This window comes from Pseudomonas wadenswilerensis (genome assembly GCF_024749185.1).
In the GTDB taxonomy this organism is placed as follows: domain Bacteria; phylum Pseudomonadota; class Gammaproteobacteria; order Pseudomonadales; family Pseudomonadaceae; genus Aquipseudomonas; species Aquipseudomonas wadenswilerensis.
The window spans coordinates 69,369-95,225 of record NZ_CP087191.1 but is presented as its reverse complement, the minus strand read 5'-3'; the positions used below and the strand labels follow the sequence as shown (position 1 = coordinate 95,225).

At 62.1% G+C, this 25,857-nt stretch carries 24 protein-coding genes; 9 read left to right on the top strand and 15 right to left on the bottom strand.

What is annotated here, in order from left to right; translation table 11 throughout:
• Positions 1-15: 15 nt before the first annotated feature.
• From LOY45_RS00470 to LOY45_RS00455, 4 genes are read left to right on the top strand one after another with little or no spacing between them, the layout of a single operon-like run.
• Positions 16-1,161 carry an ABC transporter permease gene (locus LOY45_RS00470; protein ID WP_115084429.1) on the top strand — a complete coding sequence of 382 codons (1,146 nt, stop codon included), beginning with the start codon at positions 16-18 and terminating at the stop codon, positions 1,159-1,161.
• 29 nt (positions 1,162-1,190) lie between these two features.
• A complete protein-coding gene (locus tag LOY45_RS00465; protein WP_258579326.1) occupies positions 1,191-1,961 on the top strand; it encodes an ABC transporter ATP-binding protein in 771 nt (256 codons plus the stop codon).
• 1 nt (position 1,962) lies between these two features.
• Positions 1,963-2,901, top strand: a complete 939-nt coding sequence (locus LOY45_RS00460) for an MlaD family protein (RefSeq protein ID WP_115084431.1) — start codon at positions 1,963-1,965, stop codon at positions 2,899-2,901.
• The gene (locus LOY45_RS00455) at positions 2,898-3,521 is read left to right on the top strand and encodes an ABC-type transport auxiliary lipoprotein family protein (RefSeq protein ID WP_258578614.1); all 624 of its coding nucleotides are present in this window, start codon (positions 2,898-2,900) and stop codon (positions 3,519-3,521) included. The genes LOY45_RS00460 and LOY45_RS00455 overlap by 4 nt, the downstream gene beginning before the upstream one ends.
• On the opposite strand, the gene LOY45_RS00450 is transcribed toward LOY45_RS00455, so the two are convergent.
• From LOY45_RS00450 to LOY45_RS00425, 6 genes are all read right to left on the bottom strand, one after another.
• The gene (locus tag LOY45_RS00450) at positions 3,503-4,732 is read right to left on the bottom strand and encodes a nucleoside recognition domain-containing protein (protein WP_115084433.1); all 1,230 of its coding nucleotides are present in this window, start codon (positions 4,730-4,732) and stop codon (positions 3,503-3,505) included. The two genes, LOY45_RS00455 and LOY45_RS00450, sit on opposite strands and share 19 nt — an antisense overlap.
• Before the next feature lie 191 nt (positions 4,733-4,923).
• On the bottom strand, positions 4,924-6,255 hold the full coding sequence (gene gltP, locus LOY45_RS00445; protein ID WP_038997805.1) for a glutamate/aspartate:proton symporter GltP: 1,332 nt from the start codon (positions 6,253-6,255) through the stop codon (positions 4,924-4,926).
• A gap of 745 nt (positions 6,256-7,000) precedes the next feature.
• Positions 7,001-7,471 carry an inhibitor of vertebrate lysozyme family protein gene (locus LOY45_RS00440; protein WP_115084434.1) on the bottom strand — a complete coding sequence of 157 codons (471 nt, stop codon included), beginning with the start codon at positions 7,469-7,471 and terminating at the stop codon, positions 7,001-7,003.
• Positions 7,472-7,473: 2 nt separating this feature from the next.
• The gene (locus tag LOY45_RS00435; protein WP_010222609.1) at positions 7,474-7,638 is read right to left on the bottom strand and encodes a DUF1328 domain-containing protein; all 165 of its coding nucleotides are present in this window, start codon (positions 7,636-7,638) and stop codon (positions 7,474-7,476) included.
• A 45-nt stretch (positions 7,639-7,683) separates the two neighbouring features.
• On the bottom strand, positions 7,684-7,968 hold the full coding sequence (locus LOY45_RS00430) for a hypothetical protein (protein WP_115084435.1): 285 nt from the start codon (positions 7,966-7,968) through the stop codon (positions 7,684-7,686).
• A gap of 173 nt (positions 7,969-8,141) precedes the next feature.
• The gene (locus tag LOY45_RS00425; RefSeq protein WP_240047908.1) at positions 8,142-8,924 is read right to left on the bottom strand and encodes a BON domain-containing protein; all 783 of its coding nucleotides are present in this window, start codon (positions 8,922-8,924) and stop codon (positions 8,142-8,144) included.
• A gap of 261 nt (positions 8,925-9,185) precedes the next feature.
• Here LOY45_RS00425 and algB point away from each other — a divergent pair, with 261 nt between their 5' ends.
• On the top strand, positions 9,186-10,532 hold the full coding sequence (gene algB, locus LOY45_RS00420) for a sigma-54-dependent response regulator transcription factor AlgB (RefSeq protein ID WP_115084437.1): 1,347 nt from the start codon (positions 9,186-9,188) through the stop codon (positions 10,530-10,532).
• Positions 10,533-10,540: 8 nt separating this feature from the next.
• Positions 10,541-12,316 carry a KinB sensor domain-containing domain gene (locus LOY45_RS00415; RefSeq protein WP_258579325.1) on the top strand — a complete coding sequence of 592 codons (1,776 nt, stop codon included), beginning with the start codon at positions 10,541-10,543 and terminating at the stop codon, positions 12,314-12,316.
• A 12-nt stretch (positions 12,317-12,328) separates the two neighbouring features.
• On the opposite strand, the gene LOY45_RS00410 is transcribed toward LOY45_RS00415, so the two are convergent.
• From LOY45_RS00410 to LOY45_RS00380, 7 genes are all read right to left on the bottom strand, one after another.
• On the bottom strand, positions 12,329-13,948 hold the full coding sequence (locus tag LOY45_RS00410) for an EAL domain-containing protein (protein WP_115084438.1): 1,620 nt from the start codon (positions 13,946-13,948) through the stop codon (positions 12,329-12,331).
• 75 nt (positions 13,949-14,023) lie between these two features.
• Entirely contained in the window at positions 14,024-14,800 is a 777-nt protein-coding gene (locus LOY45_RS00405; RefSeq protein WP_115084439.1) for an N-acetylmuramoyl-L-alanine amidase, read from the bottom strand.
• 62 nt (positions 14,801-14,862) lie between these two features.
• Complete coding sequence (locus LOY45_RS00400; RefSeq protein ID WP_258578613.1) at positions 14,863-16,899, bottom strand: GGDEF domain-containing protein; 2,037 nt, start codon at positions 16,897-16,899, stop codon at positions 14,863-14,865.
• 27 nt (positions 16,900-16,926) lie between these two features.
• The gene (locus tag LOY45_RS00395; protein WP_115084441.1) at positions 16,927-17,781 is read right to left on the bottom strand and encodes an endonuclease/exonuclease/phosphatase family protein; all 855 of its coding nucleotides are present in this window, start codon (positions 17,779-17,781) and stop codon (positions 16,927-16,929) included.
• Between the two features lie 12 nt (positions 17,782-17,793).
• Complete coding sequence (gene dsbA / locus LOY45_RS00390) at positions 17,794-18,423, bottom strand: thiol:disulfide interchange protein DsbA (protein WP_115084442.1); 630 nt, start codon at positions 18,421-18,423, stop codon at positions 17,794-17,796.
• Between the two features lie 167 nt (positions 18,424-18,590).
• Positions 18,591-19,208 carry a c-type cytochrome gene (locus tag LOY45_RS00385; protein ID WP_045200661.1) on the bottom strand — a complete coding sequence of 206 codons (618 nt, stop codon included), beginning with the start codon at positions 19,206-19,208 and terminating at the stop codon, positions 18,591-18,593.
• A gap of 33 nt (positions 19,209-19,241) precedes the next feature.
• The gene (locus LOY45_RS00380; RefSeq protein WP_038997819.1) at positions 19,242-19,544 is read right to left on the bottom strand and encodes a c-type cytochrome; all 303 of its coding nucleotides are present in this window, start codon (positions 19,542-19,544) and stop codon (positions 19,242-19,244) included.
• A gap of 193 nt (positions 19,545-19,737) precedes the next feature.
• On the opposite strand from LOY45_RS00380, the gene yihA reads away from it, so the two are divergent.
• Positions 19,738-20,370: a ribosome biogenesis GTP-binding protein YihA/YsxC gene (yihA, locus tag LOY45_RS00375; RefSeq protein WP_115084443.1), complete on the top strand. Its 633-nt coding sequence runs from the start codon at positions 19,738-19,740 to the stop codon at positions 20,368-20,370.
• Between the two features lie 303 nt (positions 20,371-20,673).
• Here the strand turns inward: yihA and polA are convergent, their stop codons facing one another.
• Positions 20,674-23,436 (bottom strand): DNA polymerase I, encoded by a 2,763-nt coding sequence (gene polA, locus LOY45_RS00370; protein WP_115084445.1) that lies wholly within the window; start codon positions 23,434-23,436, stop codon positions 20,674-20,676.
• 74 nt (positions 23,437-23,510) lie between these two features.
• Between polA and LOY45_RS00365 the strand changes: the two genes are divergently transcribed.
• Positions 23,511-23,798: a DUF2782 domain-containing protein gene (locus tag LOY45_RS00365; protein WP_115084447.1), complete on the top strand. Its 288-nt coding sequence runs from the start codon at positions 23,511-23,513 to the stop codon at positions 23,796-23,798.
• A 64-nt stretch (positions 23,799-23,862) separates the two neighbouring features.
• Positions 23,863-24,813: a homoserine kinase gene (locus tag LOY45_RS00360; protein WP_115084993.1), complete on the top strand. Its 951-nt coding sequence runs from the start codon at positions 23,863-23,865 to the stop codon at positions 24,811-24,813.
• Between the two features lie 63 nt (positions 24,814-24,876).
• On the opposite strand, the gene LOY45_RS00355 is transcribed toward LOY45_RS00360, so the two are convergent.
• On the bottom strand, positions 24,877-25,815 hold the full coding sequence (locus LOY45_RS00355; protein ID WP_258578612.1) for a zinc ABC transporter substrate-binding protein: 939 nt from the start codon (positions 25,813-25,815) through the stop codon (positions 24,877-24,879).
• Between the last annotated feature and the right edge of the window lie 42 nt (positions 25,816-25,857).

The following is a 25,857-nucleotide window of genomic DNA, read 5'->3' as shown; positions in this document are numbered from 1 at the left end:
CGTTGGTCGGACTGCATGGAGCCTATGACTACACACGCCAGCGCCACCCTGGATACTGCAAGCAGCCCGCCACGGCTGCGGATCACCGGTGACTGGACCCTGGCCAACTACGCCAGCCTCAAGCGCAGTAGCGACAGCCTGGCCGGCCAGTATGACCCCTCTACCGAGGTCGATCTCGACCAGCTTGGCAAGCTCGACACCGCCGGTGCGGCTTTGCTGGTCGAGCTGCTCGGTGCCGAGCGCCTGGCGCGGCTGACCGAAACCGCCACACACTTGCCCGCTGCCAGCCAGGCGCTGCTCAAGACTGTGTATTGCTCGGTGCAGGACTTCTGCATCCCGCAAAAGCAGCCGGAACGCTCGGTGCTGATTCAACTGCTCAGCCGTATCGGCCGCGCGGTCGACATCCTGTGGCAAGACACCCTGCAGATCCTCGGCTTCATCGGCCTGATCCTGCAAACCCTGTTCCTGCGTCTGTTCCAGCCCAAGCGCTGGCGGGTTACCTCGGTGGTTGCGCATATCGAACAGACCGGCCTGGACGCCGCGCCCATCGTCGCCTTGCTGACCTTCCTGGTCGGTGCGGTGGTGGCCTTTCTCGGCGCCACGGTGCTGGCCAGCTTTGGTGCCAGCATTTTTACCGTCGACCTGGTGGCGTTCTCGTTCCTGCGTGAATTCGGCGTGCTGCTGACCGCAATCCTGATGGCTGGGCGTACTGCCAGCGCCTTCACCGCGCAAATCGGTTCGATGAAGGCTAATGAGGAGATCGACGCCATCCGCACCCTGGGTCTCGATCCGGTGGAGTTGCTGGTGGTGCCGCGGGTGCTGGCGTTGCTGATCGCGCTACCGTTGCTGACTTTTGTCGCCATGCTCTGCGGCATTATCGGCGGGGCGGTGGTCTGTGCGCTGTCGCTGGGTATCTCGCCGGCGATGTTCCTGTCGCTGCTGCAAAGCGATATCGGTGTGCAGCACTTCCTGGTCGGGCTGGTGAAAGCACCGTTCTTCGCCTTCCTGATCGCTGCCATCGGCTGCCTGGAAGGCTTCAAGGTCAGCGGCAGCGCCGAATCGGTCGGCGCCCACACCACCTCCAGCGTGGTGCAGTCGATCTTCGTGGTGATCGTTCTGGATGCCGTGGCGGCACTGTTTTTCATGGAGATGGGCTGGTGAAAGAGGCCAACGGCAACGCTCGCGGGACGGTGATCGAAGCCCGGGGCATCTGCAACCGCTTCGGCACCCAGAGCGTGCACGAGCAACTCGACCTGGACCTGAACCGCGGCGAAATCCTCGCGGTGGTCGGCGGCTCGGGCAGCGGCAAGTCGGTGTTGCTGCGCAGTATCGTCGGCCTGCGCCGGCCCAACGAAGGCCAGGTGCGGGTGTTCGGCCAGGACCTGAGCAACGCCAGCGACGAGCAGCGTTCACTGGTCGAGCGGCGATTCGGCGTGCTGTTCCAGAAGGGCGCGTTGTTCTCGTCACTGACCGTCACCGAAAACGTCGCCTTGCCGCTGATCGAGCACGCGGGCCTGAGCCGCGCAGATGCCGAGCACCTGGCCGGGGTCAAGCTGGCCCTGGCCGGGTTGCCGATTTCCGCGGCAGACAAATATCCGTCGTCGCTGTCAGGCGGGATGATCAAGCGCGCGGCGCTGGCCCGGGCGCTGGCCCTGGACCCGGACATCCTGTTTCTCGACGAACCCACCGCCGGCCTCGATCCGATTGGCGCGGCGGCCTTCGACCAGCTCATCCTGACCCTGCGCGACGCCCTGGGCCTGAGCGTGTTCCTGATCACCCACGACCTGGACACCCTCTACACCATCACTGATCGCGTCGCCGTGCTGTCGCAGAAAAAGGTGCTGGTTGCCGGGCCCATTGCCCAGGTCGAAGACACCGACGACGCCTGGATTCACGACTACTTTCATGGCCCGCGTGGCCGCGCGGCGTACCAGGCCGCTACAGCGCCCAAGGAGCTCTGAGATGGAAACCCGTGCACATCATGTTTTGATCGGCCTGGTCACCGTACTGGTGGTGGCCGGCGCCATGCTGTTCGGCCTGTGGTTGACCAAGTCCAGCGTCGACAGCACCTTCAAGGACTACGAGGTGGTGTTCAACGAAGCCGTCTCCGGTTTGTCCCGGGGCAGCTCGGTGCAGTACAGCGGCATCAAGGTCGGTGACGTGACCAGCCTGCGCCTGGACCCCAGTGATCCGCGCCGGGTACTGGCCCAGGTGCGCCTGAGCGCCGATACCCCCATCAAGGAGGACACTCAGGCCAAACTGACCCTCACCGGCATCACCGGCACCTCGTTCATCCAGCTCAGCGGTGGTACGCCACAAAGCCCGGAGCTCAAGGGCAAGGATGGCAAACTGCCCGTGATCATCGCCTCACCGTCGCCGATTGCCCGCTTGCTGGATGACGGCAGCGACCTGATGACCAACATCAACGCCCTGGTGCACAACGCCAACGCGTTGTTCTCCCAGGACAACGTCGCCCGCCTGAGCAACACCCTGAACAACCTCGAACAGACCACCGGAGCTTTCAACGACCAGCGTGGCGACATCCGCGAGGCCATCCAGCAACTGGCCCAGGTCGGCAAACAGGCCGGGGCCATGCTCGAGCAGACCAGCGAACTGATGCGCAACGCCAACGGCCTGCTCAGCAACCAAGGCAAGCAGATGTTCGGCAGCGCAGAGCAAGCCATGCAGTCGCTGGCGCAAAGCACCGCGACCATCAACAGCCTGCTCAATGACAACCGCGAAGCCATCGACGGCGGCGCCCAGGGTTTCAATCAACTGGCGCCGGCAATCCGCGAGCTGCGCGATACCCTGACCTCGCTCAAAGGTATCTCCCAGCGCCTGGAAGCCAACCCCAGCGGCTACCTGCTGGGCCGTGACAAAAACAAGGAGTTCGAGCCATGAGCCATACCTGCCGCTACCTCGTCCTGGCCACTGCGCTGAGCCTGAGCAGCGCCTGCTCGATCCTGCCCCAGGCCGAACCTGCCGACATCTACCGCCTGCCTTCGGCGCAAAGCACCCGGACTGTGCCGCACAGCACGTTGTGGTCGCTGCGGGTGAACAAGCCGATCGCCAGCAATGTCCTGAACAGCCCGCGTATCGCCGTGGTGCCGCAAGGCGACCTGATCAGCAGCTACAAGGGTGCACGCTGGAGCGACCCGGCGCCGACGTTGCTGCGCAATCGCATGCTCGATGCCTTCCAGCGTGACGGCCGGGTGCAGCGCCTCAGCGCCGACGACAGCAACCTGCAAAGCGATTATGAAATTGCCGGTGAACTGCAGGCCTTCCAGAGCGAGTACAGCGCCGATGGCCTGGCGGTGGTGATCCGCTACGACGCGCGCCTGGTGCAGGGCCGCAGCCAGCGCATCCTCGCCAGCCGGCGCTTTGAGGTGCGCCAGCCGGTGAGCGACAAGCAGGTTTCAGCGGTGGTCAGCAGCTTTGGCACGGCCAGCGACCAGTTGATGAAGCAACTGGTCGACTGGACGGTAGTCCAGGCCGGTCAGCTTCAGGCGAAGAACCAGTAGCAGACGAAGATCGCCGCGACCACTCCGGCCAGCTCCGCCAGCAACGCACAGCCTACTGCATGGCGGGCGCGCTGGATGCCGACGGCGCCGAAGTACACTGCCAGCACGTAGAAGGTGGTTTCAGTGCTGCCCTGGATGGTGGCTGCCACCAGGGCCGGGAAGCTATCCACGCCGTGAGTCTGCATGGTTTCGATCAGCATCGCCCGTGCCGCACTGCCGGAAAACGGTTTGACCAGGGCTGTGGGCAGGCCTTCGACAAAGCGGGTATCCCAGCCCAGCCACTCGACCGCATGACGGATGCCATCCAGAGCCAGCTCCAGAGCCCCTGAGGCGCGCAGCACGCCGACGGCGCAGAGCATGGCAACCAGATAGGGCAACAGGCTCTTGGCGACGTCAAAGCCCTCCTTGGCGCCTTCCACGAAGGTTTCATAGACCTTCACCCGCTTCAGCGCACCGATCACCAAAAACAGGATGATCAGGCCGAACAACGTCAGGTTGCCGAGAATCGATGACAGGCTCGCCAGCGCCGTGGCCGACAGGGTGCCGAGAAAGGCCATGAATCCGCCCAGCAGCAGGGCGCCCGGGATCAGGTAAGCCAGCACCACCGGGTCCCATAGCCGAAGTCGCTGCATCACCGCCACCGACAACAGGCCGACCAGGGTCGAGGCGCTGGTGGCGAGCAGGATCGGCAGGAACACCAGGGTCGGGTCCATTGCCCCTTGCTGGGCGCGGTACATGAAGATGGTCACCGGCAGCAGGGTCAGCGAGGAAGCATTGAGCACCAGGAAGAGGATCTGCGCGTTGCTGGCGGTCGTGGAGCTGGGGTTGAGTTCCTGCAGTGCGCGCATGGCCTTGAGGCCGATGGGCGTAGCGGCGTTGTCCAGGCCCAGGCCGTTGGCGGCGAAGTTGAGGGTAATCAGGCCCAGGGCCGGATGGCCGGGCGGGACTTCCGGCATCAGCCGGGCGAACAACGGGCCGAGAACCTTGGCCAGCCACTCGACCACGCCGGCCTTTTCGGCAATCTTCAAAAAGCCCAGCCACAGGGTCAGGGTGCCGAACAGCAGGACCATGACCTCGACCGAGAGCTTGGCCATGGCAAAGATGCTTTCGACCATTGCCGCGAAGATCCCGGCGTTACCGCCCACCAACCATTGTGTCAGCGCCGAGACGGCGGCGACCAAGAAAAAACCAAGCCAAAGGCCGTTGAGCATCCGTTGTTCCCCCCCAAAGATGGCGCAAATGATAGCGGGCCGGGTTGGCTTCGCGCCATAAACGTCGACTCAGGCACCGTCTCCATCGCGGGTCAAGCCCGCTCCCACACTGCAGGGGCGGGCTTGACCCGCGATAGGGTCAACAAAAAAGCCCCGACCAGGTCGGGGCTTTTCGTGCAGCCGGTTAGCGCTTACTTGCTGGCAGGCTTGCCAGCCGGTACGGCTTCCTTGCTGCGCCAGTGCGGCAGCGAGTTCCAGTAGCGCTGGCCCTTGGCATCGTCGTACATGCCTTCCCAACGAGCGATAACCAGTACCGCCAGGGCGTTGCCGATCACGTTCAGGGCAGTACGGGCCATGTCCATGATGCGGTCGACACCGGCGATGAAGGCCAGGCCTTCCAGCGGGATACCAACGCTGCCCAGGGTGGCCAGCAGGACCACGAAGGACACGCCCGGTACACCGGCGATGCCTTTGGAAGTGACCATCAGGGTCAGCACCAGCAGCAACTGCTGGCTCAACGACAGGTCGATGCCATACAGCTGGGCGATGAAGATCGCCGCGATGCTCTGGTACAGGGTCGAACCGTCAAGGTTGAACGAGTAGCCGGTCGGCACCACGAAGCTGCAGATGGCTTTCGGCGCACCGTAGGCTTCCATCTTCTCGATCACGCGCGGCAGCACGGTCTCGGAGCTGGCGGTGGAGTAGGCCAGGACCAGTTCGTCCTTGAAGATGCGCATCAGCTTGATCACCGAGAAGCCGAACAGGCGGGCGATCAGGCCAAGGACCATGAAGGCGAAGAAGGCGATGGCGAAGTACACCAGCAACACCAGCTTGGCCAGCGGCAGCAGCGAGGCGAAGCCGAAGTTGGCGACGGTCACCGCGATCAGCGCGAACACACCGATTGGCGCGTAGTTCATGATCATGTGAGTGACCTTGAACATGGCTTCGGAGACGCCCTGGAAGGTTTTCACCAGCGGGTCGCGGATGTCTGCCTGCAGGCTCGACAGGCCCAGGCCGAACAGCACCGAGAAGAAGATGATCGGCAGCATCTCACCGCGCATCAGCGCTGCGAAGATGTTCGACGGGATCAGGTTGAGGATGGTCTCGATGAACGCATGCTCATGCTGAACCTCGGCCGCCGTGGCCTGGTACTTGGAGATGTCGACGGTACCCAGGGTGCTCATGTCGATGCCGGCACCCGGGTGGAACAGGTTGGCCAGCACCAGGCCGACGACGATGGCGATGGTGGTCACCACCTCGAAGTAGATGATGGTCTTGAGGCCGATACTGCCGAGTTTTTTCGCATCGCCAACCCCGGCGATACCCACGATCAGCGACGAAATCACGATCGGGATGACGATCATCTTGATCAGGCGAATGAAGATGTCACCTGCAGGCTGCAGGACGTTGCTGATCCACCATGCCTTTTCTGCACTGAAATGGTTCAGTAAAGCGCCGATTGCAATCCCCAGTACCAGACCGATGAGGATCTGCCAGGCGAGGCTTAGCTTTGCCTTCTTCATGTCGTTACCTTTCTTCAAGTGGAAACGGCCACCAGGCTGATAACCGCGACCCAGAGCTGTTGCCAGCGATCCGTATCGTTTTTGTTATCTGCCGATGACATCGTAAAAGGTCACCGCAAGCGAGCGTAGGAACGCTCAGGCCAGCGAAAAAAGGCGCAACTATTCCGACGTGGGGGGGCTCCGTCTAATGCCGTAAACGACTACCCTATGCCGAATCGGCATGAGGTTTATCGGCCAAATCGTACGTCACAATGGGTTATTCGCCTACCGTTCGGAATTCCGACGATGGCCAAAGCGCCATAATCCGGCAGATATAGAGGTATCCACCTGCAAGGCAAAGGCCTTTGTTCGACAATCCGAATGGGTGAAATTGCTTCGACTTTGGTAGGGCGGCGGGGTGAAAAAATATCGATGTACGGTCGGGCAAAAATATGCGTCGACTGCTTCGGTAGGAAAAACGAATTTACTGCGAGGAAAAGGCGATTGCCTCAAAGAGCGCTACGGAAGCCCGGTCGGGCACCTCTGCCTGAAGGCAGTTACCCGACCCGGAACTTCCGCTACCGCTGCACCTGACCCGGCCCTCATCGGAGGTACTCCCTGTACCCCTAGGCCCCTCCGATCCTGAAACAATCAGAGCAGCCCGGCCCCCTGGTCATGCGCCTGCCTTCCTCGGGTGGCGCAGCATAGAAGCCTGAAATGGAAAAAGGTTCAGCTTCTATATATGTACTGATGTGTGAGCAACACCTCAGTACCAGTTCGGATCCCGCTTGAGTTGCTCCTTGAGCAGGGCCTGCATGCCTTCGTCCGGCTTGCCCAGCCATCGGTAGTCGGCGTGGCGTGTGGGCGACTTGTCGGACGGCAACCCTTCGGGTACTTCAACCAGCATCCCGTAGGCTTCGTCCTTGTCCCAACTGAAGGCAACGATCAGGCGCTTGTTCAGGCATTTCTGCTCGGACTCGCACAACGGTCCGACCAGATACTTGTCGCCATCTTCCTCAACCGCCGACATCTGTTGCTCGGAGGTACCGCTCAGGTTGAGGACCCATTCGGGCAAGCGCTCTTCATTTTTGACCACGTCCTGCCAGGTTTCCCGGTATTCAGGGTCCGAGCCAAGAACCTGATTGGCCCGGACCTGGCCGTCATTGGCCGCCATTGCCACTGCGCTGCCGCCCATGATCAGGGCGGCAACCAGGGCTCTGCCTAGCGTTGTGCTCATACTCAGCCCCTACCGCGGCGACCAAAGAAGAAGGACACCACGAATAGCACCAGGAAGATAATGAACAGAATCTTCGCGATACCGGTAGCGGCGCCGGCAATACCACCGAAGCCCAGCACGGCAGCGACAATGGCGATAATCAGGAAGGTGATGGCCCAACTCAACATGGTGATTCTCCTTACCGTTTTTAGAAGAGGTCCTTGGGTGTTCGCTTAAAACACCCAGCGATCACGGGGTGCAGCGTTATCAACAACGGCTGGAGTGGTCACTGGCGTAGACAGTGCGACCCGGGCCTGCAGCGGTGCAATGGAGCGTTGCGCCTGAACCTGCGCCACCAGCGCTGCCTGGGCAGCCAGCTGCTCGGCACTGTGCGCGGTTTCCCAGCTGTTATAGAGCTGACCGGCAATCAGGGTCAGCAACAGCGCCAGGCTGAAAAACAGGCCTTGGCGCAGCTGAAGCGAAGAAACCTGCACTAGGGTGGCGGGGTAGCGGTTCATGCCGTGCTCCTCCTGCTGCGTTTACTGTTGACTTGATGTAGTCATTGCAGCCTGCATGCCAGCCTTTAAAACAATTTTTTATCGTTAAAAATCAATATGTTATCCATATATTTGGATCCCGACCGAAACGTATCCTGCACGATCGGGCGCAGGCGCTCGTGCGTTTTGCATGATCAGCCCGGGACCTTGCTCGCCACCTTGAGCATGTCGGCATCGACCCCGCGAACGCCGCGAATCTGCCGGGCGACCTCGACGGCAATGGTCTTCTGCTCGCTGCTGACCACCTCGCCAGACAAGCGCACCACGCCATCCTGGGTCGCCACCTTGATGTTCGGGCCATCGAGGTTGCGGCTGTACATGAAACTGGTCTGCACCTTGTCGTTGATCCAGGCGTCGCTGAGCTGCGGATCGGCAACCAGCTCCTGGCGCTCTTCGCGCAACCTGGCCATATCCGCGGCACCCAGGCTGATCAGGTTGTTGACCAGGTAAACGCCCTCGGTGGAGCTTGCCAGTACGCCCGCCAGCTCCTTGGCTTCGGCGCTGCTGACTTGGCCGCGCAGGGTGACCACACCTTCACGGCTGTCTACTTCTATAGGGGCTGCCTGGGTATGAGTGCTCCACAGCAGGCGCGCGCGAATAATGGAGGCGAGGGTCGCGTCCTCCAGGCGCTGGGCATAGGCGCGCAGCTCCAGCGGTTGTTCGACCAGTTCGGCATTTAGCTGCAGGTCGTTCTGCACCGCCTCGATGCCGCGGGTCGCCAGGGCAATACGTTCGGCCAGCTGACGCTCGACCTCGTTTTCCACCTCACCCTGCAAATGCGCCGTGCTGCCCTGGACCTTGACCTCGATCTTGAACGGGTTGAGCAAGCGGTTGAGCGCCAATGCAGTTTGCAAGGCGCCTTCCTGGCGGGCCTGCTGCACGCTGGAAGAAGGCGATTCGGCGGCGCTGCTGGCCATCGGCAGCAGCAGGAACAGGGCAGTAGCGACTGCCAACGGATAGGGCGCGGACATGACAAAGCCTCCGATGGGTCAGAGTCTTTTGTCTTCGCAGAGCCCGTGCCAGTTCCTTGCGGGTAAACAACCGCTGACTTTTCAGTGGGTTAGATAAGTGCTGGGCGAACGGCTACCATGCAGACAGCGGAATGAATCAGAATGAACCATGCAACTTGCCCGATTTTTCCGACACTAACCTAGATCATTCTCAAAGGAGCGTAGGAAATGGAGCCAGCCCAGGAACATCAAGGCCGTATTCTGCTGGTCGACGATGAGTCCGCCATCCTGCGAACCTTCCGCTACTGTCTCGAAGATGAAGGCTACAGTGTGGCCACCGCCAACAGTGCGGCGCAGGCCGAAACCCTGCTGCAACGACAAGTCTTCGACCTGTGTTTCCTCGACCTGCGCCTGGGCGAGGACAACGGTCTGGATGTACTGGCGCAGATGCGTATCCAGGCGCCGTGGATGCGCGTGGTGATCGTCACTGCGCATTCGGCGGTCGACACCGCGGTTGATGCAATCCAGGCCGGTGCCGCCGATTACCTGGTGAAGCCCTGCAGCCCGGACCAGTTGCGCCTGGCCACTGCCAAGCAACTGGAAGTCCGTCAGCTGTCGGCACGCCTGGAAGCACTGGAAGGCGAAGTCCGCAAACCCAAGGACGGCCTCGACTCGCACAGCCCGGCGATGATGGTAGTGCTGGAAACTGCCCGCCAGGTCGCCACCACCGACGCCAACATCCTCATTCTCGGTGAGTCCGGTACCGGTAAAGGTGAACTGGCCCGCGCCATTCACGGCTGGAGCAAGCGTGCGCGCAAAGCCTGCGTGACCATCAACTGCCCGTCGTTGACCGCCGAGCTGATGGAAAGCGAGCTGTTCGGCCACAGCCGCGGTGCCTTTACCGGTGCCAGCGAAAGTACCCTGGGCCGGGTTAACCAGGCTGACGGCGGTACGTTGTTCCTCGACGAGATCGGCGATTTCCCGCTGACCCTGCAACCCAAGCTGCTGCGCTTTATCCAGGACAAGGAATACGAGCGGGTCGGCGACCCGGTGACCCGCCGTGCCGATGTGCGGATTCTGGCCGCGACCAACCTCAACCTTGAGGACATGGTCCGCGAAGGACGCTTCCGGGAAGACCTGCTGTACCGTCTGAATGTCATCACCCTGCACCTGCCGCCATTGCGCGAGCGCAGCGAAGACATTCTCACCCTGGCCGATCGTTTCCTCGCCCGCTTCGTCAAGGAATACTCGCGACCGGCACGCGCGTTCAGCGACGAAGCGCGCGCCGCGCTGCTCAATTACCGCTGGCCAGGCAATATCCGCGAGCTGCGCAACGTGGTCGAACGGGCGAGCATCATCTGTGCCCAGGAGCGCGTCGAGATCAGCCACCTGGGCATGGCCGAACAACCGGCCAGCAATGCCCCGCGCATTGGCGCGGCGCTGAGCCTGGATGAACTGGAACGCGCCCATATCGGTGCGGTACTGGCCACCAGTGAAACCCTCGACCAGGCCGCCAAGACCCTCGGTATTGATGCCTCGACCCTGTACCGCAAACGCAAGCAGTACAACCTGTGAAACTGGCGATGAAGCTGCGCACGCGGCTTTTCCTCAGCATTTCAGCGCTGATCACTGTCGCGCTGTTCGGCTTGCTGCTGGGCCTGGTCAGCGTGCTGCAGATGGCCAACGCGCAACAGGCGCTGGTGCGGGAAAACTCGGTGACCCTCGACCTGGGCCTGAAGCTACGGCAGAACCTGGGCGAGCAACTGACCCTGCTGCTGGATGACTCCCAGGACAAACCAGCCCTCGAAGGGCTGCAAAGGCAGTTCCAGCAACTGCTGGACGAAGGCATCAACCATGACGACGACAGCCCTGGCGATCAGGGCTTTGCCAAAGCCAGTATCGATTACCAGGCCTTCCTCCAGGCCTACCGTAGCAGTAGCTCGCCTTCCAAGAGTCTGGGCGCGGACCAACCGTTGGGCCACGCCTTCAACGTACTGCGTGCCGATCTGGTCGAATCGCATAAACGCGCCTTGCAGCACATCAACGAAAGCGAGCAGAAAGCCCATGACCGCGCCCTGCTGATTGGCGGCTTGCTCGGCCTGGTTGGCCTGACAGTATTGATTCTCGGTTTTGTTACAGCCCATGGCATCGCCCGCCGCGTCGGCCAGCCGATCGAAGCACTGGCCAAGGCCGCCGACCAGATCGGCCAAGGCAACTTCGAGGTGACCTTGCCGGTCGCCCACGCCCTGGAGCTGAACCAGCTGACCCGCCGCTTTGGCCTGATGGCCGAAGCCTTGCGCAAGCATCAAGCAACCAACATCGACGAAGTACTGGCCGGCCAGCAGCGTCTGCAAGCGGTGCTCGACAGCATCGACGACGGCTTGCTGATCATCGATCGCCAGGGCCATCTGGAGCACCTCAACCCGGTCGCCCAACGCCAGCTGGGCTGGGAAGATGCACGCCTGGGCACCGGGCTTGGCGATGCCCTGCAGCGCCCGGAGCTGGACGAACAACTGCGCCTGGTGCTGCGCGGCGGCACCCTGGACCGGGTGCCCGATGATCTCAGCCTGGAAATAGATGAAGAATCCCGGCTGCTTTCCTACAGCCTGACACCGGTATGCCATCCACAAGGGCAAATCCTCGGCGCGGTGATGGTGCTGCACGATGTCACCGAACAACGCGCATTCGAACGGGTACGCAGTGAATTCGTCCTGCGTGCCTCCCATGAGCTGCGCACGCCGGTGACCGGCATGCACATGGCTTTCGGCCTGCTGCGTGAGCGCCTGAGCTTTGCCCCTGATTCGCGGGAGGCGGACCTGTCCGACACCATCGGCGAAGAGATGCAGCGCCTGAACCAGCTGATCAATGACCTGCTGAACTTCTCCCGTTACCAGAGCGGCCTGCAAAAGCTCGAACTCACCCCTTGTGCCATCGACGAACTGCTGGGCCGTGCCTGCGAGCGTTTTGCTGCTGCGGCCAACGACAAGCAGATCGAGTTGCAGGTCGAACTCACTGCGCCCCTGCCGCGCATCCAGGCCGACCCCGCGCAGCTGGACCGGGTCATGGACAACCTGCTCGACAACGCCGTGCGCCATACGCCGAATGCCGGGCGCATCCGTCTGCATGCACGCCGTCACGCCGAGCGGGTGATCATCAGCATCGAAGACAACGGTGAGGGCATCGCCTACGGCCAGCAGGGCAGGATCTTCGAGCCTTTCGTCCAGGTCGGGCGCAAAAAGGGCGGTGCAGGCCTGGGCCTGGCGCTGTGCAAGGAGATCGTCCAGCTGCACGGCGGGCGCATGGGGGTGTATTCGCGGCCAGGCCAGGGCACCCAGTTCTATATGGCCTTGCCGGTCTGATTCACCTGCGGCTCAGGCTTCATCGTCGATGCGACGAGGCCCGAGACGCCGGCCGCGGGTGATCAGCTCGATGAACTGGCGGGCGTTGAGCGGATGAGCGAACAGCCAGCCCTGGCCGTAATTGACCCCTTCACTGTTCAGCAGCAAGGCTTGGTCTTCGTACTCGATACCCTCGGCAATCACCCGCAACTGCAGGGCGTGGGCCATGCGGATGATGTGCGGCGCCACCCCGCTGCTGGCCGCGTCATGGCCCAATGCATCGATAAAGGCCTTGTCGATCTTCAGGCAATCGACCGGCAGGGTTTGCAGGTAGGCCAGGCTGCAATAGCCGGTGCCGAAATCATCGATCAACACCTGATGCCCCACCGCCCGCAAGGCTTGCAGGTTATCCCGGGCCACCACTACATCAATCAGCCCGCGCTCGGTGACCTCGAAGGCAATCTGGCTGGCCGCCACATGGTGCAAAGCCAGCAACCTCGCGGCTACCCGACCGATTCTCGGCACCATGACATCGCAAGCGGCAAGATTTACCGAGATGTACAGCTGGCGATTGGCGCGCAGCAACTGGCCCAATTGCTCCAGCACTCGCTGCAGGACGAAGTCGGTAATCTGACGGATCTGCCCCGTGTTCTCCGCCAGCGGGATGAACAAGTCCGGGCTGGTCAGCGTGCCATCCGGCCGTCGCCAGCGTACCAGGGCTTCAGCCCCCACGCAGCGGCGGCTGGTGAGTTCGAAGATCGGCTGGTAGAGCACTTGCAACTCCCCCCGGCGCAAGGCGCCCTGCAGCTCCGAGCTCATCGAGCGACGCTGGCGAACCAGCTGCAGCACCAACCAGCCAATGCACCAAGCCAGCACCAGGCTGCCTGGGAACAGTAGCCAGAGAATGCCGTTCATCTTCAACGGCAAGCTGGCCCGCGGGGCGATCAGCACAAGCTGATAGTCCGGCGACTTGGTCGGCATACGGTAGATAAGCCGGTCCGACAGCTCCAGCAGGGAATCGTTGGAGGCCGGCGGCCAGTCGGTTGACGGCGGCCATACTTGCGGCGGGCCAAGTACCGGAACTGCACGTGCACCGTTGTCCAGCACCACTAGCAAGCTGCCCTCCGGCGGCAGGTCGACCACATCGGTCAGGTGCCCACGGGAAGTGGCGACGAGAAATTTGCCACGGCCAAGCATCAACGCCGCCAGGTTGTCATCGGGTTCAGTGGTGGTGTTGAGCCAGTAGCTGTAGGTAGGGCCCTGGATATCGGCAGGGCGTAACGGATTGATGGTGCGCTCGCCGATGCGGTTGGAACAAGCGATAGTGCCATCGACGTAGGCGGCTTCATAAACGAAACGGTAGCTGAAGCCGACCTGCTGCAAGGCCGCTAGCATATTGGCGTCGCAGCCCCGCAAAGGCTGGGCCTGAAGCTGATCGACGCCTTCGCGCAACTGGCCGAATATCTGTTCCAGGCGCACGAGAAAACGCTCGCCCTTGGCGTTCATCTGCTCGATTTCGCTTTGCTGTATCTGGTGCATGGCCACGCCAACGCTGGCCATGAGCAACAGGATCGCGCTGGCCGTAGCCGCGAGTATGGCCAATAACCAGGGACGATAGAGCAGGTGGCGCAGCACGGACAGGGCAGCTGACATCAATAAGCATCCAGTTGAATACCAAGAGGTATAGCAACTGCCAGCCAAGTCAGCCTGCCCGTTGGGCGGTGCCGGTTAACGACTGCTGTTGAGCACCTGCAACATCGCCGCTGTTTGTGCATCCGGCACACCATCGAAACGCTGGGGGCGGAAGCGCATCTGGAAGGCTGCCAACACGTGCTTGGTGCTGACGTCGTATTCGCCGGTCTGCTCGATGGCATAGCCAAAGCGCTTCAACTGCTGCTGATACCAGGTGATGCTCGGCGGATTGACATTGAAGTACGCCTGCTGCCGGGCCACGGCCTGTGCGTTCGGCCAGACCCCAAGCCCCGCGTCTGCCAGGCGCTTCCAGGGGAACATCGGACCCGGGTCGAGTTTGCGCAGCGGCGCGATATCGCTGTGGCCGATGATGTAGCGGGGTTTGATGTTGTTGCGCTTGACGATGTCCTTGAGCAGGACGATCAGCGCTTCGATCTGTGCCTCGGTGTACGGCTGCCAGACCCGCCCGGTTGGCGTGTCGGTAAAACCCGGATTGACGATCTCGATACCGATGGAGGTGGAATTGAGCCAGGTGCGGCCATCCCACTGGCTGTCGCCGGCATGCCAGGCACGGCGGCCCTCGTCGACCAGTTGATAGACGGTCGCCGGTGAATCGCCAATCAGGTAATGACTGCTGACTTCACCGTGGGTCAGCAAGGCCAGGGAACGCTCCAGCGACGCGTTGGTGTAATGCAGGACGACGAACTGGATCCGTTCGTCCTGGTTGGCGGAGGTGTGGCTGCGATCGATCCGCAGGCCAGTGGCGCAACCTGCCAGGGTCAGCAGCAGGAGGGCGGTGAAAAACGCTTTCATGGAGAGGGCACTGTGATGAGAGTCTGCAAAGCGTAAGCTTACCGTATCCCCAATGTTGCCACTCAGCCCTGTTCGACACGATTTCGACCAAGATGTTTCGCCCGGTACAGCGCCTCGTCCGCCCGCTTGAGCACCACCTCGCTGCGCTCACCGCTGCGAAATGCGCTGATACCGATCGACAAGGTGATGGTCACCCGCTCGCCCTTGAAGTGGAACGGGCAGGCTTCAATGGCTGCGCGCAAGGTTTCCGCCAGTTGGCAGCCAGCAGGCAGCGAGGTTTGCGGAATCAGCAAGACGAACTCCTCACCACCAAAGCGGGCGATGAAATCACGGCTGCGCAGGCGCTTGCGCAGGACGCTGGCGACAATCTTCAGCACCTTGTCGCCAGCCAGGTGGCCATAGCTGTCGTTGATACGCTTGAAATGGTCAAGATCGAGGATCGCCATTAGCAGGTGGCCACCGCTTTCTTGCCACTCCAGCACTTCCTGATCGACCCGCTCCGACCAGGCGGCGCGGTTGGGTAGGCCGGTGAGGGGGTCGATCAGGGCTTTCTGACGCTGCTCCTCAAGGTGCTCGCGATAGCCCAGGGCTTCCTGCTCCATGCTTGCCACCCGTTCGGCCAAGCCATGCAGGCGACTGGCCATCTCTTGCTCGCGCTGATCGCGCTGTTGCTGGTGCTCGTCCATGGTACCGAGCAAGCCTTCGAGGCGGTTTTCGAGGATGTTTTTGAGACTGCCCAAGTCGGCTGCGCCCTGCACACTGCTTTGCAGGCCATCGACTTGCTCACGCAGCTGGCTGTCGAGGTCGCGCGCTGCCGAGGTATTGTCGGCATGGCCTTCGCTGGCTTCGTGCAGGTGGCTCTGGAATGACTCCAGGCGTTCGTTGAGTTGCTGCAGGTAGGCTTCGAATTCGTGCTGGCCACTGTCGTTGATCGCCAGCATCAGCACTGCCAGATCATCCAGCACCGGCAGCAGCTCATACCAGTTCAGGCCGTGCTCCAGGCGCTCGCGCATGGATTGCGCCTGGGCCTTGTGGCGTTCGGGCAGGGTCAGGTCGTCGAGCAAGCCAAGCAGAGTCTCTTCAATATGAGTTGCGACCGAGCTGTAAGTGGGCTCGGTGCCATCGGGCAGGGCGTACTGGGCGTCCTCATCGTCGACGGCCTCGGCTTCTGGCTGGTGAGCGGGTGGATCGTCCGGGCTATGTTCGAGTAGCGCCAATACATCCTGCTCACTGTCCAAAATGATGGACTCGACCGGCGCTGGCAGTTCGGGTTCGGGCTCTGTTGGCAGCTCTAGAACTGGCTCAGGCTCAGGCTCAGGCTCGGGCTCGGGCTCGGGCGCAGCCGTAAGCGGTGGCTCTTCGTTAGCTTCAGCCTCGACCGTTGCGGGCTCGAACGCCTCGGGCACAAGCGCTTGAGCAGCCGACAAGGGCTGCAACTCATCGATATCGACGGGCTCTTGCGGTGCAGTTTCCACAACAGCTTGCGGCATCGGCGCAAGCTGCTCTCTGGCCTCAGGTACAGCCACTGCTGTTCCTGCGAGCGCCGGTTGCAAGGCTTCGGCTTCTGCTTCGGCTTCGCGGTTTCCGAACAAACGCTGCAGCAAGCCGGGCCGATGCGCCTCTTCAGGCCGCTCCAGCGCCAGCAGTGCTTGGCCCTGCAAGCCGCTCAACTCGCCCAGCAGCAGGGGCATTTCCCGGGATTGGCTGGCGCGGGCCTCGACCTGCTTGGCGAATTTTTTCAGCGGTCGGCTGACGTCGCTGGGCAAGGGCAGGGTCTGCAACTGGCTGACCAGCGAGGCGAGGGCAGTGGTGACCTGAGCGATACGGGTTTCCCGGCGCTGCTCGGAATCGAGCACGGCCTTTTCCAGGCGCGGGATCAAGCCGGCGAGGGCGGCGTCCATGTTGTCGGTGCGGATCACCTCGCGCATTTCCTTCATGCACTGGTCCACCGCGCGGTCGCTGCCTTCAGCGGCCAGCGTGCTGCGCACAAGACCACGGCGCAACAGGTCGAGACGGGCCTCCCAACGGCGCTCCAGCTTCTCTTGCTGCTCGATACTCTTGAGGTATTTCTCTTTCCAGCGCTGGGCTTCGTCGGTCATGCCTGGGTCCGCAGAGGGTAATGGCAATTAGCTCAAAGCGGGCAGCGTATCCACAGCAAGGGCATCAGGCAAACGAATCTCAACCGCGACCGGAAGATGATCGGAAATAGGCTGGGCCAGAACCTCGACCCGCTCCAGGGTCAGGCTCGGGCTGAGCAGAATATGATCAAGGCAGCGCTGTGGCCGCCAGCTGGGGAAGGTGGCTTGAATCTGGGGCGCGATCAGGCCCAGATCGCGCAGCGGCGAGTGTTCGAGCAGGTCGGTGGCATGGGTGTTCATGTCACCCATCAGTACCTGATGGCGGTAGCCGCCGATCAGTTCGCGAATGTAGGCAAGCTGCCGGGCTCGGGTCTTGGAGCCAAGGGCCAGGTGCATCATCACCACGACCAGGGCGTCTTCACCCTCGCCGAAACGCACCAGGATTGCCCCACGCCCGGCAGGGCCCGGCAACGGGTGATCTTCGAGCAGTTGCGGCTTCAGGCGGCTGAGCACGCCATTGCTGTGCTGGGCCAGACGACCGAGGTTGCGGTTGAGCTGCTGGTACCAGTAAGGGAAAGCACCGAGCTGGGCCAGGTGCTCGACCTGGTTGACGTAGCCCGAGCGCAGGCTGCCGCCGTCGGCCTCCTGCAAGGCGACCAGGTCGAAATCGGCGAGCAGGTCGCCGATTTTCTGCAGGTTGCCGGCCCGCCCGGTGTGCGGCAGCAAGTGCTGCCAGCCACGAGTCAGGTAATGGCGGTAACGCTCGGTGCTGATGCCGACCTGGATGTTGAAACTGAGCAGCCGCAGCCGGCCATCCTCTGGCAGGCCGTTGGCCTGCAAGTGATGTTCGTTGACCTGCGGATCATGCAGGCCAACGCCACGCTCGGTTCTCCAGCGGCGCATGGCTGGCGCCGCTTACTTAGCGGCGCGCTCCTTGGCGATCAGGTAGTCAGCGACATTCAGCACGCCCTGCGGACCTTTGGCGGTGCCCAGGTCAAAGCGGTACTTGCCGTTGACAACCATGCTCGGTACGCCGGTGATGCCGTACTTCTGGGCCAGATCTTTGGCCTGCTTCACTTGGCCCTTGATGGCAAAGGAGTTGAAGGTGGCGAGGAACTTGTCGCGATCAACACCTTGAGTGGCGAGGAAGTCAGCCATCTCTTCAGGCTTGGTCAGGTGCTTGCGCTGAACCTGAATGGCTTCGAACACCGCAGCGTGAACCTTGTGTTCAACACCCATGGCTTCGAGGGTCAGGAACATCTGGCCGTGGGCATCCCAAGGGCCACCGAACATCGCCGGGATCCGCTTGAAATTGACGTCCTCGGGCAGCTTCTCGACCCATGGATTGACCACCGGCTCGAAGCTGTAGCAGTGCGGGCAGCCATACCAGAACAGTTCGACCACTTCGATCTTGCCAGGTACCGACACCGGAACCGGGTTCTGCAGCTCGGTATACCGGTCGGAGGGTACCGGTTCTGCCGCCTGGGCAGTCATGCCGAAGAGGCTGGCGGTGACCAGCGCGGCGCCGAGAATCAGATTACGCATGCTTTACTCCTGAGCAGTCTATTGAGTCGCCTTGGCGCGACCGGTCGCAGGACAGGTCGAGGCAGGCCCGAGTTCGTTAGTGTAACGGCAGCGGGCACAAAAAAGGGCGGCCGAAGCCACCCTTTTCATCTTTGCGCCGCAGTATTAACCCAGCGTTAAAGCGCGGATCAGTGCAGACCCTGGATGTAGCTGGACAGCGCTTCGATGTCCTTGTTGCTCAGCTTGGCAGCGATGGTGCGCATGGTGGTGGCGTCGCCATCGTTGGTACGGTTGCCTTCGCGGAAGTCGGTCAACTGCTTGGCTACGTAGCTGGAGTGCTGGCCACCCAGGTGCGGGAAGCCGGCCAGGGCAATGCCTGCGCCGTTAGGCGAGTGGCAGCCGGTGCAGGCCGGCAGGCCTTTCTCGACGTCGCCGCCGTTGAACAGGGCGCGGCCACGCTCGACCAGCTTCGGATCAGCCGCGCCGACACTGCCTTTCTGGCTGGAGAAGTAAGCGGCGATATCCGCCAGGTCCTGGTCGCTGAAGGCGGCCAGCATGCCGGTCATTTCCAGCACGGTGCGCTTGCCCGACTTGATGTCATGCAATTGCTTTTCCAGGTACTTTTCACCCTGGCCTGCAAGTTTCGGGAAGTTCGGCGCCAGGCTGTTGCCGTCCGGATTGTGACAAGCGCCACATACAGCAGTTTTGGCCTGACCAGCAGCGGCATCCCCTTTGATAGGCTCTGCGGCATTGGCTGCACCGGTGATGCCCAAGGTCAACAGCAGACTCACGAGTAGTTTGTTCATCAGCTAATCCAACTACGGCTAAGGGTGAAAGAGTTATGTATCGGGACTTTGGCTCATCCACTGGATGATTGCCTGGTAGTCCTCGGCACTGCAGTCCATGCACAATCCACGCATTGGCATAGCCTTGAAACCCTGGGTGACATGCACCACCAGCATCTCCATACCCTTCGCCAGTCTTGGCTCCCAAGCCGCACGATCACCTGCTTTCGGTGCCTGTGGCAGCTGCCCGGCGTGACAAGCCGCACACGTGCGGTTGTACAACGCCTCGGGATCCTGTGTAGCCTGAGCGCTGAATAACGGTATCAAGACACCGACAACAAGCAGCCATTTCGTCATGCGAACGACCTTTCAGGGTTGGGGGCTGCACTGCGTTCTAATGCGCAAGCTTGAATCCGATGCCCCCGTGCACATCCTCCTACGCTGGGATAATGCGCACACAAAATCTGGGGCATTATATACTCCCGTTACTGAAACGGAAACGACACCGCTTGCCGAGCCTGCCTCTGGCAACGCCCACACCGGATATCCCATGCAAGTCAAAAACCCCATCCTCGGCCTCTGCCAACAGGCCAAATTCGCCATCAGTGCTGCCAAGGTCGACCAGTGTCCGCCCGACCAGGGCTATGAAGTGGCCTTTGCCGGCCGTTCCAACGCCGGCAAGTCCAGCGCCCTGAACACCCTGACCCACGCCAGCCTGGCGCGCACCTCGAAAACCCCGGGGCGCACCCAGCTGTTGAACTTCTTCAGTCTGGACGATGAACGGCGTTTGGTCGACTTGCCGGGTTACGGTTATGCCAAGGTGCCAATCCCGCTCAAGCAGCACTGGCAGCGCCACCTGGAGGCCTACCTGGGCAGCCGCGAGGCCTTGAAGGGCTTGATCCTGATGATGGATGTGCGCCATCCGATGACCGACTTCGACATGATGCTGCTCGACTGGTCGCGCGCCTCGGGCATGCCGATGCACATCCTGCTGACCAAGGCTGACAAGCTGACCTTCGGTGCAGCCAAGAACACCCTGCTCAAAGTGCAGTCGGAAATTCGCAAAGGCTGGGGCGACAGCGTGTCGATCCAGCTGTTTTCGGCGCCCAAGCGTCAGGGCCTGGAAGAGGCCTACGGGGTGCTGGCGCGCTGGATGGAACTGCCGGACAAGCCCGCCGAATAAGGGCTGCCCGGCAAACGCCGGGCAAAAAAAACCCCGGACTTCGTATGGGGAGGGGGAAGTTCGGGGTTCAAGTTTCCGGACCGCTAGGGCGGGGTCCAGATATCTGCCAACACTTAACACAACATAGGAGCATCGAAGGGCTTCACCAGCCATTCAGTTACTCTGAGTCGCGGTTCACCGGTTTAGTTCCGGACGTTTAAAAACTATTTGCGATAGATGGGAAATTTCCGGCACTGATTCCATCTAGCCAGGCCAGAAGCCGCGACGATATGCCGCAGCTTTTCCCCGATTTTCAGCGCATTTTTAGTGCGCTTCGTCCCAATTTGCCCCCACTCCGACCTCAACCAGCAACGGAACATCCAACTGGGCAGCCCCGCTCATGTGTGGACGAATTTGCTCGCGCACCTGCTCGACCAGGTCTTCGCGCACCTCCAGCACCAGTTCATCGTGCACCTGGAGGATTACCCGGGCATCCAGGCCCGAATCGGTCAGCCAGTTATCCACAGCGACCATGGCGCGCTTGATGATGTCGGCCGCCGTGCCCTGCATCGGCGCGTTGATTGCGGTGCGCTCGGCGCCTTTGCGCAGGGCCGGGTTCTTGGCGTTGATCTCCGGCAAGTACAGGCGCCGGCCAAACAGGGTTTCGACATAACCTTGCTCGGCCGCCTGGGCGCGGGTGCGCTCCATGTAGGCCAGCACGCCGGGGTAGCGGGCGAAGTAACGATCGATGTAGGCCTGGGACTGTTTACGGTCGACGCCGATCTGCTTGGCCAGGCCGAAGGCGCTCATGCCGTAGATCAGGCCGAAGTTGATGGCCTTGGCGCTACGTCGCTGGTCGGTAGTGACCTGCTCCAGCTCAACGCCGAATACCTCGGCAGCGGTGGCACGGTGAACGTCCAGGTCGTTGCGGAAGGCGTGCAGCAAGCCTTCGTCCTGGGCCAGATGGGCCATGATCCGCAGCTCGATCTGCGAATAGTCCGCCGCCAGCAGTTTGTAGCCCGGGGCCGCAACGAAGGCCTGACGGATACGCCGGCCTTCGGCGGTACGGATCGGGATGTTCTGCAGGTTCGGGTCGCTGGACGACAGGCGCCCGGTGGCCGCCACCGCCTGATGGTAGGAGGTGTGGATACGCCCGGTGCGGGGGTTGATCTGCTCTGGCAGGCGATCGGTGTACGTGCTCTTGAGCTTGCTCAGGGAGCGGTACTGCATCAGCACCTTGGGCAGCGGGAAGTCCATGTCGGCCAGTTCCGCCAGCACCGCTTCGGCGGTGGAAGCCTGGCCCTTGGCGGTCTTGTTGAGCACCGGCATACCGAGCTTGTCGTAGAGGATTACGCCCAGTTGCTTGGGCGAACCGAGGTTGAACTCCTCGCCGGCGATCTCGAAGGCCTGGCGTTCCAGCTCGGCCATTTTCTCGCCCAGCTCGATACTCTGCACGCCCAGCAGCTTGGCATCGACCAGCGCGCCCTGGCGTTCGATCTTGGCCAGTACCGGTACCAGCGGCATCTCGATGTCGGCCAGCACCGATTGCAGGCTTGGAATCTGCGCAAGCTTCTGCTGCAGGGTCTGGTGCAGACGCAGGGTGACGTCCGCGTCTTCCGCGGCATAGGGGCCGGCCTGTTCCAGGGTGATCTGGTCGAAGGTCAACTGCTTGGCACCTTTGCCGGCGATGTCGGTAAAGCCGATGGTAGCGTGGTTCAGGTACTTGAGCGCCAGGCTGTCCATGTCATGACGGGTGGCGGTGGAGTCGAGCACGTAGGACTCGAGCATGGTGTCGTAGGCCACGCCCTGCATCTGGATACCGTTGGCAATGTCGCCACCGATGGCGCAGTGGGCCAGGATGTTCATGTCGTACTTGGCGTTCTGCGCCACCTTGACCTTGGTCGGGTCCTCCAGCAGCGGCTTGAGCGCCAGCAACACGCTGTCGCGGTCGAGCTGCTCGGGCACGCCCATGTAGGAATGGGTCAACGGCACATAAGCGCCTTCATGGGCCTGGACCGCGAACGACACGCCGACCAGTTGCGCCTGCTGGGCATCGAGCCCGGTGGTTTCGGTGTCGAAAGCGAACAGTGGCGCCTGGCGCAGCTTCTCTAGCCAAGCGTCGAATCGGGCCTGGTCGAGGATGGTTTCGTACTGGGCCTCGACCACTTCCTGCGGCGCTTCGACCACCACCTCCTGGCCGGCGCGCTTGGCGTCGCGCTGGACTTCGTCGATCCAGCTCTTGAATTCCATCTCCGTATACAGCGCCAGCAGCGCGTCACGGTCTGGCTCGCCGCAGACCAGCGCATCGACTTCAACCTCCAGTGGCACGTCAATCTTGATGGTTGCCAGCTCATAGGAAAGGAACGCCGCGTCACGGTGCTCTTCAAGCTTCGCCGGCAGGGTCTTGGCGCCGCGAATGGCCAGGGCCGGAACCTTGTCGAGGTTCTGGTAAAGGTCGCTCAGGCCGCCGCCGATACCGGTCAGCAGGCCCACCGCAGTCTTTTCGCCTACCCCCGGTACACCTGGGATGTTGTCGACCTTGTCGCCCATCAGGGCGAGGAAATCGATGATGTGCTCAGGACCGACGCCAAATTTCTCGTGCACGCCAGCCACGTCGAGCACGCTACCGGTCATGGTGTTGACCAGCGTAATGTGGCCGTCGACCAGCTGCGCCATGTCCTTGTCGCCAGTGGAGATGATCACCGGACGCCCGGCCGCAGCGCTGCTGCGCGCCAAGGTGCCGATAACGTCGTCGGCTTCCACGCCTTCGACGCACAGCAGCGGGTAGCCCAGGGCACGCACGCTGGCGTGCAGCGGCTCGATCTGCACCCGCAGGTCGTCGGGCATGCTCGGCCGGTTGGCCTTGTACTCGGCGAACATTTCGTCGCGGAAGGTGCCGCCCTTGGCGTCGAAGACCACCGCGAACAGGCTGTCCGGATACTGCTTGCGCAGGCTCTTGAGCATGTTCAGCACGCCCTTGACCGCGCCGGTTGGCAGGCCCTTGGAGGTAGTCAGTGGTGGCAGCGCGTGAAAGGCGCGGTACAGGTACGAGGAACCGTCCACCAGGACGAGGGGAGCTTGGCTCATGTGCAGAATCAACCTTTTCGACGGGCCCGGCGCTAGAATGTCCGGAACATTGACGACAAAGGGACAAGGTTATCATGCGTACACTAAATCGCCTGTTGCTGCTCAGCCTGTTGGCAGTCACTCCGGTCGTCACCCTGGCAGCGGACGACGCGCCATCGGCTGATCCGGATGTAACCATTCGCACGGAAGGCGACAAAACCATCCAGGAATACCGGCAAAATGGCTTCCTGTATGCAATCAAGGTGACCCCGAAAGGCGGCAAACCTTACTTCCTGGTACGCGCTGATGGTTCGGAGGGCAATTTCATCCGCTCCGACCAACCGGACATGCTGATCCCGTCGTGGAAAATCTTCGAGTGGTAAGCCGTACCCTTTACATCAACCTGGCACTTCCCTGCTGAAGTGCCCGTATGGGCAATTTTTGATCATGTCAGTCTTCACCCCCCTGACCCGGCCTGAGCTGGAAACCTTTCTGGCGCCGTACGGCCTGGGCCGCCTGCGGGACTTCCAGGGCATTGCCGCCGGTACCGAGAACAGCAACTTCTTTGTCAGCCTGGAACAAGGGGAGTACGTGCTGACGCTGGTCGAACGCGGGCCGATCCAGGACCTGCCGTTCTTCATCGAACTGCTCGATGTGCTGCATGAGGCCGATCTGCCGGTACCGTACGCCTTGCGTGGCAACGACGGCGTGGCCCTGCGAGAGCTGGCCGGCAAGCCTGCGCTGCTGCAGCCACGGCTGCCGGGCAAACACATCAAGACCGCCAACAATCAGCACTGCGTGCAGGTGGGCGAGTTGCTCGGGCACCTGCACCTGGCCACCCGTGACAAGGTCCTGGAGCGCAAGACCGACCGCGGCCTGGACTGGATGCTGGAAACCGGCGCCGAACTGATGCCGCGCCTGAACGCCGGACAACGCCAGCTGCTGCAGGCTTGCCTGGACGAGGTGGGCGAGCACAAGGCGCAGATCATGGCGCTGCCCCGGGCCAACCTGCATGCCGACCTGTTCCGCGACAACGTGCTGTTCGAAGGCACCCACCTGACCGGCCTGATCGACTTCTACAACGCCTGCTCGGGGCCGATGCTCTACGACCTGGCGATCACCCTGAACGACTGGTGCTGCGATGATGCCGGGCTCATCGACGGCCCGCGGGCGCGGGCGTTGCTGGGGGCTTATGCGGCGCTGCGGCCGTTCACTTCGGCCGAGGCCAACCTGTGGCCGGTGATGTTGCGCATTGCCTGCGTGCGCTTCTGGCTGTCGCGCTTGATTGCTGCCGAGTCGTTTGCCGGGATGGACGTGCTGATTCACGATCCGGCGGACTTTGAAGTGCGCCTGGCGGCGCGGCAGCAGGTGGAAATCGCTTTGCCGTTTGCGTTGTGAAACATCGCGGGGCAAGCCCGCTCCTACAATAGGTCGGAGCGGGCTTGCCCCGCGATCAGGGCGTCACAACTTCTCCAGGCACCCCGCCAGATCATTCCCCAGCGTCTCCAGCAACTGCTCATAGCCCTGGGCACTGGCTGGCGCGGTCCCGCCCAGCGCATCCAGCTCAGCCAGGGTCACCGGCAGCCCCGCCGTCAGCGTTTCGGCCAGCCGTGGCCGCAGTGGCGGCTCGCTGAACACACAGGTCTTGCCCACTTCCTGCAGACGCTTGCGCATCGCCGCCACGTGCTGAGCACCTGGCTGCACTTGCGCAGCCACGCTGAACACCCCGGTGTGTTTCAGGCCATAGGCCGATTCGAAGTAATCGAAAGCCTCATGGAAGACAAAAAACGGTTTGCCGCTGATACCCGCCATACGCTTTTGCAGGCGCAGGTCGAGTGTATCCAGGCGCTCGCCAAAGGCCTTGAGGTTGCTCTGGTAGCGCGCCGCGTTGGCAGGGTCGGCAACGCTGAGGTCAGCCGCCATCTTCGCCGCAATCACCCGGGCGTTGACCGACGACAGCCACAGGTGCGCATCGAGGCTGCCGGGGCGGTGATCGTGATCATGATCGTCGCCATCTTCGTCGTTGGAGTGGCTATCTTCGTCGTGGGAGTGGCTATCTTCGCCAAAGTGGCGCAGGTGCAGGCCAGGCAGGTCCTGCACGGCGACGCTTGGCTTGCTGCGGGTCTTGAGCACACGAGGCAGGAAGCCTTCCATGTCCGGGCCGATCCAGTACAGCAACTCGACATCACCCACGCGCCGTACGTCGGAAGGACGCAGGGCGTAATGGTGCGGCGAGGCGCCTGGCGGCAGCAGCACTTCAGGGGTGCCGACGCCGTCCTGAACCGCTGCAGCGATCTGTTGCAGGGGCTTGATGCTGGTCAGCACACGCACTTCGGCCTGTGCCTGGGCCATCGCCAAGGTGGCGATAAAAGCGACAAAAAGGGCAAAAATTCGGGACACGATGACCACTCACAGGGGCTGAAACAGGTAACATAATAACGT